Origin of the sequence: Gilliamella sp. BG2 (assembly GCF_046635645.1) — a bacterium.
GTDB classification, from domain to species: Bacteria; Pseudomonadota; Gammaproteobacteria; order Enterobacterales; family Orbaceae; genus Gilliamella; species Gilliamella bombi.
The window spans coordinates 1-8867 of the sequence record NZ_JBIDFF010000045.1; the positions used below are offsets into that span (position 1 = coordinate 1).

Genomic DNA, 8867 nt, shown 5'->3' on the forward strand with positions numbered 1-8867 from the left:
CTGGCATTTATGTTAATGTGGCTGCCAATGTATTGTTGAGTAATTTATGTACAGCAAAGATCAACAGTCCCTAGTTAATTGAAATTTCTTTGCTAAAATTTAACAGTTAAATGAAATATAAAAGCTTTAGTACTAAATATCTTATAAATGATTGATTTTACTAAAAACGATTAAATAAAAATTTAATAAAATCAATGCTCTACCTGAATGATTTTAGAGTAAAAAACTTTTCCATAACACAGCAAGGTCAATATACCTATCTTATTCCTGTATCAAAATATCCTAATCCTTACACTTAATTTATTTCACTTACCAAAATAGATCCAATTCTTAGTAAAAAAGAATTATATATCATATTGATTTTATTTTTCTTTTTGGTTATTTCTTTTGGTTAAAAAACAGAATTTTTATCTATCTCCTGATTAACTGTATTTAATATAGCCACATCGTGCGCTTTCTTTTATAATATTGTCTTATTTCTTCTCTATTTTTAGCTTAAAAAGAGTAATTTTCATGAAAATTTTAGCTGGTTGCTCGGCCTTATCTGCATTTCGTATTAATAAAATATTATCTACTTGTTGTGAAAAATCTATTCCTGTTATCGATATTAAAGCCCAATATCTGCATTTTGTTGATTTGGTTGGCGAGTTGACGGCTGAACAACAGTTAACGTTAGATAAATTATTACAATACGGTCCAAAAAATGCACAAATCAATGTTAAACAAACGGCTAGTAAGCAACTCTTTTTAGTGGCGCCAAGAGTGGGAACGATTTCGCCTTGGTCATCAAAAGCAACTGATATTGTACATAATTGCGGTTTATCACAGATTCGCCGTATCGAGAGGGGGATTGCTTATTATGTGCAAGTAAGTTCAGAATTAACCGATTGGCAAAAAAACGATTTTATAGCATTAATTCATGATCGCATGATGGAAGCGGTCTTTAGCCATGTTGATCAAGCTGAGCAGTTATTTCATGTTGAATCACCTGCGCCAGTGACAACCATTGATTTATTAGGTCAGGGGCGCGTGGCATTAGACGAGGCTAATCTTAAATTAGGTTTGGCGTTAGCATCTGATGAGATTGATTATTTAGTTGAGAACTTTAAAAAACTAAATCGTAATCCTACTGATATTGAACTTTATATGTTTGCACAAGCCAATTCCGAGCATTGTCGTCACAAGATTTTTAATGCCGATTGGGTTATTGATGGGGTAAAGCAGCCTAAATCGCTGTTTAAGATGATCAAAAATACTTTTGAACACACTCCTGATTATGTTTCGTCCGCTTATGAGGATAATGCCGCAGTGATGGACGGTTCAATCGTTGGGCGCTTTTTTGCGGATAATGAGAATAAAACCTACTGCTATCATCAAGAATATGCAGATATTTTAATGAAAGTTGAAACACATAATCATCCAACAGCAATATCACCTTGGCCGGGTGCGGCAACGGGCAGTGGAGGTGAGATTCGTGATGAAGGTGCAACTGGTCGAGGTGCTAAACCTAAAGCTGGTTTAGTAGGGTTTTCAGTTTCTAATTTACGTATTCCTAATTTTGAACAACCTTGGGAGCAAAATTTTGGTAAGCCTGATCGCATTGTGAGCGCCTTTGATATTATGATGGATGGCCCTTTAGGTGGTGCGGCGTTTAATAATGAATTTGGGCGTCCGGCTTTGTTAGGGTATTTCCGTACTTATGAAGAAAAGGTTAATAGCCATAATGGCGAGGAGCTTCGAGGTTATCATAAACCGATTATGTTAGCTGGTGGTATGGGTAATATTCGCCGTGAACATATCCAAAAAGGTGAGTTTCCAGCTGGCTCTAAACTGATTGTTTTAGGTGGTCCTGCTATGAATATTGGCTTAGGTGGCGGGGCGGCTTCGTCTATGGCGTCGGGTCAGTCTGATGCTGATTTGGATTTTGCTTCTGTTCAGCGTGATAATCCTGAAATGGAGCGCCGTTGTCAGGAAGTTATCGATCGCTGTTGGCAACTTGGTGAAGATAATCCTATCTTATTTATTCATGATGTTGGTGCTGGAGGTTTGTCTAATGCAATGCCTGAACTTGTTAGCGATGGTGGGTGTGGTGGTCAGTTTGAGCTTCGTAAAATACTTAGCGATGAACCAGGTATGTCACCACTAGAAGTTTGGTGTAATGAATCACAAGAACGTTATGTGCTTGCGATTCATCCCGATAAATTGGCATTATTTGCTGAGCTTTGTCAGCGTGAGCGTGCACCTTATGCGGTGATTGGTCAGGCAACCGCCAATAAGGCGGTTACCTTGCATGATGAGCATTTTAATAATCATCCCATCGATTTGCCATTAGATGTGCTACTTGGTAAAACGCCTAAAATGCAACGTGATGTTAAAACTCACCAAGCACATGGTGATAATTTTTCAACTTCTGAAATTAATTTATATGATGCGGTCAAACGCATTCTACATTTGCCAACCGTTGCCGAAAAGACCTTTTTAATTACCATTGGCGATCGTTCAGTGACGGGGATGGTTGCTCGTGATCAAATGGTCGGGCCTTGGCAAGTACCGGTTGCTGATTGTGCTGTGACTACTGCAAGTTTGGATAGTTATTATGGTGAAGCTATGTCAATTGGTGAACATGCGCCAGTTGCGTTACTTAATTTTGCCGCATCAGCAAGGCTTGCAGTTGGTGAGGCAATTACTAATATTGCCGCAACCAATATCGGTAATATCAAACGGATTAAGCTTTCAGCTAACTGGATGGCGGCGGCAGGACATCCGGGCGAAGATGCTGGTCTTTATGAGGCCGTTAAAGCTATTGGTGAAGAGTTATGCCCAGCTTTAGGGCTTGCTATTCCTGTTGGTAAAGATTCGATGTCCATGAAAACGACATGGCAACAAGATGGTGAGCAACAAACCATGACTTCACCATTATCATTGGTGATTTCGGCATTTGCGCGTGTTGAAGATGTGCGTAAAACAGTGACACCACAATTGCGTACTGATCAGGATAATACTTTATTGTTGGTTGATTTATCGAAAGGCCATCAAGCACTAGGAGCCACCGCACTAGCCCAAGTGTATCGTCATTTAGGGCAAAAAACAGCGGATGTCCATGATCCTAAAGAGCTGCTTGCTTTTTATAATGCGATTCAGGCTTTAGTAAGCCAAAATGCTTTGCTTGCTTATCATGATCGTTCTGATGGTGGACTGTTTGTGACATTGGCCGAAATGGCTTTTGCTGGACATTGTGGTATTGATGTAGATATTGCCTCGTTAGGTCATGATGTGATTGCTTCGTTATTTAATGAAGAATTAGGCGCAGTTATTCAAGTAGCTAATAATCGTTTAGATGATGTGATGGCTTGCTTTAAGCAGTTTGGCTTATCCCATGCGGTTCATGTTCTTGGTAGTGCTAAAACTGGTCAACAAATTATTATGCGTGATAACTCGACTACAGTATACAGTGAATCACGCTTAACCTTGAGAACATGGTGGGCGCAAACGACATGGCAAATGCAACGTTTACGTGATAATCCTGAATGTGCAGATCAAGAACATCAAGCTAAACAAAATGAAGATGATCCAGGATTAAATGTGCAGCTAACTTTTGATCTGCAAGCCGATATTGCTGCGCCTTATATTGCCAAAGGTACAAAACCTAAAGTGGCCATTTTGCGTGAACAAGGTGTTAACTCGCATGTCGAGATGGCAGCAGCATTTGATAGAGCAGGCTTTCAAGCAATCGATGTACATATGACAGATTTACTTTCTGGTCGAATTACACTTAGTCAATTTAGTACACTGGTTGCTTGTGGTGGTTTCTCTTACGGTGATGTTTTAGGAGCAGGTGAAGGTTGGGCTAAATCTATTTTATTTAATGAAAAAGTGCGTGATGAATTTGAACAATTCTTCCATCGCAAAGATACTTTATCGTTAGGGGTTTGTAACGGTTGTCAGATGATGTCGAATCTTAAGGATCTAATTCCGGGAGCGGATTTGTGGCCTCGTTTTGTTCGTAATTTGTCAGAACGTTTTGAAGCTCGTTTTAGTTTAGTGCAAATTCAATCAAGCCCGTCGTTGCTATTTACTGATATGGCTGGTTCGCATATGCCAATTGCTGTTTCACACGGGGAAGGACGTGTTGAAGTGGGTGATGATGTTCATTTAAGCCGTTTAGAAGCATCAGGATTAATTGCCGTACGTTATATTGACCATTTTGGCAAAGTAACGCAGCAATACCCTGCTAATCCAAATGGTTCGCCAAACGGTATTACTGCAGTGACATCTCAAGATGGACGGGCAACTATTATGATGCCACATCCAGAACGGGTATTTAGAACGGTAACTAATTCATGGCATCCTGATAACTGGGGTGAAGATAGCCCTTGGATGAGAATATTCCGTAATGCTCGTAAGCAATTAGGTTAAATAAAACAAAGATCGCCGATAATGGTGTCGGCGATATGTTTATTTATTGAGTAGTTTAAGTAGTAACTGAGTGCTTTTGTCTTTCGATAAGTGGCTGCGCTAAAATGTGATCCATTTTTCGTAATAGTGCGTCTGTTTCTTCCCAGTTAATACATGCGTCAGTCACAGATACGCCATATTTAAAGTTTTCTGGTGGTTGCTCGGAAGGCTGATTTCCTTCAAATAAGTTACTTTCAATCATTACACCAATAATCGAATTATTGCCTTTTTCTATTTGCTCGATAATGGAATTAGCAACAATAGGTTGATTTCGATAATCTTTATTTGAATTTGCATGGCTACAGTCAACCATTAAGTTAGGTAACAATCCTGCCTTTTTCATTTGTGTTTCGCACAATGCGACATTTTCAGCATCATAGTTAGGCGTTTTTCCACCACGCAAAATAACATGGCCGTGTGGATTTCCTGTTGTTTGTAAAACCGTTACTTGTCCTTGTTGGTTAATTCCTACAAAACGATGAGGCATAGAGGCTGATTTCATGGCATTAATTGCAACATCCAAACTGCCATCAGTTCCATTTTTAAAACCAACAGGCATTGAAAGCCCCGAGGCCATTTCTCGATGCGTTTGTGATTCAGTAGTTCTTGCTCCGATTGCAGACCAACTAATTAAATCACCAATGTACTGTGGTGTGTTGGGATCTAGTGCTTCAGTTGCAATAGGCAAGCCAATTTGAGTAATATCAAGCAGTAATTTACGGGCTTTTTTTAGTCCATGCTCAATATCAAATGAGCTATCCATGTGAGGATCGTTAATCATACCTTTCCATCCTACAGTTGTGCGTGGTTTTTCAAAGTAGACTCGCATAACTATAAATAGGTGGTCTTTGACTTCGTCTGATAATTTTTTTAATTTATGGGCATATTCAATTGCCGCAATAGGATCGTGAATAGAGCAAGGACCACATACAATAAGCAAGCGGTGATCACGTCGCTCTAAAATATCCACAACAGTTTGGCGTGATAAGGCAATTTGGTTTTCTAAATCATGAGAAAGAGGGTAAAGCTGTTTGATTTCTTCAGGTGTGATTAACATATGTTCGTCTCTGATTCGAACATTATTTAAAGTATCTTTTAACATTTTATTTTCCTTGTTAAAATCATTTATATTTTTATATGTAAAATAACAATTACACAAACAATTATTATGTAAACACAAAATTACATAATAGTAAATGGAATTTTTATTATTTATCCAATCATAATTGTTTTATGATTTGTTATTTAATTATAAATTTAGTTTAAAAAGTTAGTGTAATGATAATTTAAGCAAATATTGTAATAAAATGTTTACATCTTTATAGCGAGTTTTTGATGGCTATTTTATGTTATGAAAGCATAATATTCTGCTGATGATAAGGCGTTATTTGGGTTATGTATATTTATTGAAAGTTTTAATGATTACTTTGATATTAAGTGACATAGCTGAAAAATATTTACGCTCTGCTACTTTACCAGCTAACTTAGCCGCATGATTATATATTTTTAGGCAATGTATTAAAACAAGCCAATTTTGTTGTTACCATTCTCCCATTAACAAAAAAAACTATTCAACTATTCACAAAAGAAAAATTAGCTTTAATGAGGCCTTCGGCAATACTTATTAATGATGCCTGTGAAAAATAGTTGATCAACAAGCGCCGCTTGAAGTACTAAAAATAAAACGAGCAAAGCCACAGGACTTGATGCATTTGAAATTGAGCCACTACCTACCAATTCCCCTTTTACGACAAACATTTATAATGTTTTATTATCACCTCAAGTCAGCTCTGCAATGGCTGAAATGTGATATGTGAAGGAAAAAATGTGCTGTTAATAATATCACGCAGCATTAAAAGATGAAAAATTTGCCGATAACTAGACCAACCTTGAAGCTAGCTAACTTGTATTCCATTTTGAATTCACCTATAATGCCTTAATATTGTTTTTTTATTTACAATTCACAATTGGGGCTGATTCTGGATTCGACGGGATTTGCGAAACCCAAGGTGCATGCCGAGGTGCGGTAGGCCTCGTAAATAAACCGCAAAAAAATAGTCGCAAACGACGAAAACTACGCACTAGCAGCTTAATAACCTGTATAGAGCCTTCTCTCCCTAGCCTCCGCTCGTAGGACGGGGATAAAGAGGAGTCAAACCCAAACGAGATCGTGTGGAAGCCTTGCTTGGGGTGGAAGCATTAAACCTAATCAAGCTAGTCTATCAGTAGCGTGTTTGTTCGCAGCGGGTAGATGAAATTCAAAAACAAACTACGCATGTAGTACCGAGGATGTAGAGATTTCGGACGCGGGTTCAACTCCCGCCAGCTCCACCACCACTAAAATAAAAATAATCAACAAAATCAATAAATCATAAAATAAAATCACTGTTTATTTATACATAAAACTGACTTAAAATAGACTATATCAGGACATAAAAATGCACGTGAAATGCACGTGACATTTTTCCAGAGTATTTTATGGCTTCATCTCAACAGTTCACATCCAAAAAATTCAACATAAAATAATTTTAAAAATTCACTTTTGCTCATCATGATAACAATAAACTACACACTACCAATTTACATACGTCAAATGCCCAAAGATTACAAAAATGAAATTACTGGCGAATGCTACATTATCAACAGCGACGACGATCACAATTACGTGTTCTATCAAACGCAGAAAACACTATATGATATCGCCGATTTTGTGATGCTACATGACGCTGTTGAGTATTGTAAGTTGAAGATTGATAGTGTGTTTTGTTAGTTTATTTTACTAATTATAATTAATTTCTTAAATGAATTCCCCCCAGTTTTATTAATTAAGATGGGGGAAAGGAATTTTATTTAAATTATTGAGTTGAAAGCACAAAGTTGTTTGCTAGTTAAGAAAAACCACTTCTCTTTCGCTCTTTTATGTCATTCATAACAAACATTTTTTCTAAATCAATTTGAAAGTAAAAATGAAATTATTTTTAATAGATAATTTATTTAATCTCCAATAGGTTTCCAACAACAATCTCTAACCACAATCACGTAGTTACCAAAAAAAATATGATAATCATATTTTTTTAACTCTTTTGTAATTTGAGTCATAATAGTTTCGTGCATTCTTTCTCTTTTAGTTATAATATAAAATTGTTTCCAATTTAATGTTATAGCTTCATTTCCATTTTTCCTCATTAAATCATTTAAGTTAGATACTATTGCTTTTACAGATTTTGCCATAATTAAGTCTCCTTTTAATTTAAAGTTGTTTATGATTATTTATATTACAGCATTTTTAGAATAAGTAAACAAAAATCTTGCAGCACCATTAAAACAACCTTAGAAAACGATTGAAGACTAATTACGTTTTACTTAAAATAAAATAGCGAATTGTAAAAAAATAGAATGTTAATCTAATTATTAATCAGAATTTTTATGATTTATCTCATCTCTATTAAATGGTTGTGATGGATATAAGAAATTAAATTTAAAAACAATGACGGTGTGAGAAATCACTTCTTCCTTGTTAATTGTGTTATCGCATTAGACTATTCAAATAAACGTCTTAAAGTGTAATAGCCTTTACTTAATCTGACATTCAAGTTATTTTATAACACAAAAGGAGATTCAGAAATGAATCAAACAGCCAAAATCATAGGACTTTTAGAATTAAAGCACAATGCTCACAAACTTTGCCTGCTCAGCGCCCCAACACTTGCGCTGGGGCTTTATTCTTTTTTATATTTTCCTCTCTGGCACCATAACCACCCCCGCGCCCTAAGGATTAAGAACTAAACGCTAAAAACTAAGGTGTGGTGCAAACAGCACCGAAGGCGTAGGAAGAAGCGCCAGTGCCGCCGACGGAGCCTTCGGACGAGGGAACAAAGAAGCCATTGCTACCGATCGTGTCGCTTGTCCAGCAGGTGTTGTTGAAGAAGCCCGCACCAACGTAGTTGCCCAAGTAGCCCCACTCCGTGAAAAAACCTGCTCCTATATGACGCATGTAACCATTACCACTAGACTGCGGCGTGGCACCTACTGCACCAGTACAAGGAGCGTAACTATTCATGCCCCAGCCAGAACAAACCGCATTGGTTAAATCCCTTACCCGTGACAAACGATAACCCAAACTATCACACCATGTGCTTTGATTAGAAAGGCTATCTCTTCGAAGTCCCCGATCGACGAACCACTGCCTCAACACAAATCCATACCTAACCTCATTACCTTGACTATCCCTACCAACCAACTCAAATGTCTGTGGCAAAGAAGGACGTCTAAGTGGACTTGGATTATCTGAATTCATCTGAGTACTATCAGCTTTAGGACCATTCAATGTTACCTGCGTGTTTGAGTAAACCCAATTCACCGTTGCTGTTATATCACCACTACCACCATATGTGGTAACAGACCAACTCAAC

The 8867-nt window shown here is 37.3% G+C and carries 6 protein-coding genes and 1 other RNA gene; 4 read left to right on the forward strand and 3 right to left on the reverse strand.

The genetic code is table 11. The features are described 5' to 3' along the window. Positions 1–513: 513 nt before the first annotated feature. The gene (gene purL, locus ACGH6Q_RS11550) at positions 514–4416 is read left to right on the forward strand and encodes a phosphoribosylformylglycinamidine synthase (protein ID WP_411592878.1); all 3903 of its coding nucleotides are present in this window, start codon (positions 514–516) and stop codon (positions 4414–4416) included. A 55-nt stretch (positions 4417–4471) separates the two neighbouring features. Here purL and ACGH6Q_RS11555 read toward each other — a convergent pair whose 3' ends face one another. Beyond that, entirely contained in the window at positions 4472–5557 is a 1086-nt protein-coding gene (locus ACGH6Q_RS11555) for a 3-deoxy-7-phosphoheptulonate synthase (RefSeq protein WP_411592879.1), read from the reverse strand. A gap of 398 nt (positions 5558–5955) precedes the next feature. Between ACGH6Q_RS11555 and ACGH6Q_RS11560 the strand changes: the two genes are divergently transcribed. After that, positions 5956–6102 (forward strand): NAD(P)-dependent oxidoreductase, encoded by a 147-nt coding sequence (locus ACGH6Q_RS11560; RefSeq protein ID WP_081296688.1) that lies wholly within the window; start codon positions 5956–5958, stop codon positions 6100–6102. Between the two features lie 322 nt (positions 6103–6424). Next, positions 6425–6789: a transfer-messenger RNA gene (ssrA, locus tag ACGH6Q_RS11565) on the forward strand. A 660-nt stretch (positions 6790–7449) separates the two neighbouring features. Here ssrA and ACGH6Q_RS11570 read toward each other — a convergent pair. Continuing rightward, positions 7450–7686, reverse strand: coding sequence for a hypothetical protein (locus ACGH6Q_RS11570; protein ID WP_065589237.1), 237 nt, complete (start codon positions 7684–7686; stop codon positions 7450–7452). A gap of 393 nt (positions 7687–8079) precedes the next feature. On the opposite strand from ACGH6Q_RS11570, the gene ACGH6Q_RS11575 reads away from it, so the two are divergent. After that, positions 8080–8241 (forward strand): hypothetical protein, encoded by a 162-nt coding sequence (locus ACGH6Q_RS11575; RefSeq protein WP_411592880.1) that lies wholly within the window; start codon positions 8080–8082, stop codon positions 8239–8241. Positions 8242–8251: 10 nt separating this feature from the next. Here the strand turns inward: ACGH6Q_RS11575 and ACGH6Q_RS11580 are convergent. Beyond that, positions 8252–8867, reverse strand: a 616-nt coding sequence (locus tag ACGH6Q_RS11580) for a hypothetical protein (protein ID WP_411592881.1), incomplete at its 5' end; no start/stop codon positions are given.

What these genes read in the sequence shown, in the direction of transcription:
- purL (WP_411592878.1), top strand. Translation starts at nt 514, where the DNA reads ATGAAAATTTTAGCTGGTTGCTCGGCCTTATCTGCATTTCGTATTAAT.
- ACGH6Q_RS11555 (WP_411592879.1), bottom strand. Translation starts at nt 5,557, where the DNA reads ATGTTAAAAGATACTTTAAATAATGTTCGAATCAGAGACGAACATATG.
- ACGH6Q_RS11570 (WP_065589237.1), bottom strand. Translation starts at nt 7,686, where the DNA reads ATGGCAAAATCTGTAAAAGCAATAGTATCTAACTTAAATGATTTAATG.
- ACGH6Q_RS11575 (WP_411592880.1), top strand. Translation starts at nt 8,080, where the DNA reads ATGAATCAAACAGCCAAAATCATAGGACTTTTAGAATTAAAGCACAAT.